The organism is Sphaerochaeta sp. UBA5836, assembly GCF_002432845.1.
Taxonomy (GTDB): domain Bacteria; phylum Spirochaetota; class Spirochaetia; order Sphaerochaetales; family Sphaerochaetaceae; genus Sphaerochaeta.
In genome coordinates, this window is record NZ_DJGW01000025.1 from 566 (window position 1) to 2,215 (window position 1,650).

General features: G+C 55.5%; 2 protein-coding genes. Both read right to left on the reverse strand.

Features of this window, described 5'->3' with window-relative positions:
* Positions 1-671, reverse strand: a 671-nt coding sequence (locus B3F49_RS01975; RefSeq protein WP_293908756.1) for a malic enzyme-like NAD(P)-binding protein, incomplete at its 3' end; no start/stop codon positions are given.
* 19 nt (positions 672-690) lie between these two features.
* A partial coding sequence (locus B3F49_RS01980) for an Ldh family oxidoreductase (protein ID WP_293908738.1) occupies positions 691-1,650 on the reverse strand: 960 nt, incomplete at its 5' end.

Consider the following 1,650-nt stretch of genomic DNA (forward strand, 5'->3'; position numbering starts at 1 on the left):
CCCTTGCTGTCGAGCATGGTGATGTGCTCGCGTTTCACACCCGCCGCAACAAACATCTTTGCACAGCTGATGCCGGCGGCCCCGGCGCCATTGACGACAACCTTGATGTCCTCAAGCTTCTTGCCCACGATCTCGCAGCTGTTCATCAGGCCGGCGGTTGCAATGATGGCGGTTCCGTGCTGGTCGTCGTGGAAAATGGGAATATTGCACTGCTTGATCAGCTCCTGCTCGATCTTGAAGCACTCAGGTCCCTTGATGTCCTCGAGGTTCACACCACCGAAGGTAGGGGTCATAGCCTTTACCATGGCGATGATCTTATCCGGGTCCTTCTCATCCAGCTCGATGTCGAACACATCGATGTCGGCGAATCTCTTGAACAGGACACCCTTGCCTTCCATGACCGGTTTGCTGGCCAGAGCTCCACGGTCACCAAGACCGAGAATGGCTGTCCCATTGGAAATGACAGCAACCAAGTTTCCCTTGGAGGTGTACTTATAGGCATCCTCGGGGTTGGCTTCAATGGCCAGAACAGGCTTTGCAACTCCGGGCGTGTAAGCCAAACCGAGGTCGCTGGCAGTCTGGCAGGGTTTGGATGGAACAACCGAGACCTTTCCCGGGACTCCATCCATCATGTGGTAATCAAGCGCGCGCTTGGTCAAATCGTCTTGCATTCTGTATTTCTCCTTTTCCTTATTTCTTCTCAAAATCCCACTTGTAATCCATCTTGTACCTATCGCGCAGGGTTACCATGACCTTCTGCAGTGAAGGAGGAACCGGGCAGCCGTGTTCCTTGCGGTACTGGTAGGAAAGGTACTCTTTTTCACCGGCGGTGAAGATATAATCCTCGCCCGGAGCCTTTTTGCTTGCGCGCAGTTCACGACAGATGGTACCGGCGATACGCTTGAAGGTGTTCAACCCCATGAAGTGTTCGGGATCGATGGCGATGAAAAAGTGTCCAAGCGGATAGGGAATCGGCTTATGGTTCTCGTCAAAGCCGTTGAGGGCCTTCATCCAGGCTCCGTCCTGCAGGGCGGCACTGAGAATCTCAACCACGGTTGCATAGCCGAAACCCTTGTAGCCGCCGGTGAGTTCGCCGATGCCTCCGAGCGGAGTAAGGGCTGCCTTGCCGGTCGTCAGGTCCTCAAGCACCTGCAGCGTATCGGTTCTGGTCTTTCCCTCGCTATCAATCACCCAACCGGCGGGAAGCTCCTTGCCTGCCCTTCCGTATACCTCGATCTTGCCCCGCTGCGATACGCTGGTGGCACAGTCGAGGACAAAGGGGAACTCCTCATCGGTGGGAAACCCGAAAGTCAAAGGATTGGTTCCCAGCATGTTCTCCACCCCGTGGGTCGGTGCAATGGAGGGACGGGCGTTGGTACCGGTGATGCCCAGCATGCCGGCCTTGGTAGCCATGGTGGCAAAGTAGCCTGCAATACCGTAGTGGTTGGAGTTGCGTACCACCACCATGCCCAAACCATACTTCTTGGCCTTCTCGATGGCCATTTCCATAGCACGGTAGCCTGCAACATGGCCCATTCCGTTGTGTGCATCAAGCACTGCGGTGGCATCCTGGTCCTTGATTACCTCGATCTCGGTGACAGGGTTCATGATGCCCATATCGATGCGGTCGATGTAAATCGGCTTCAAGCG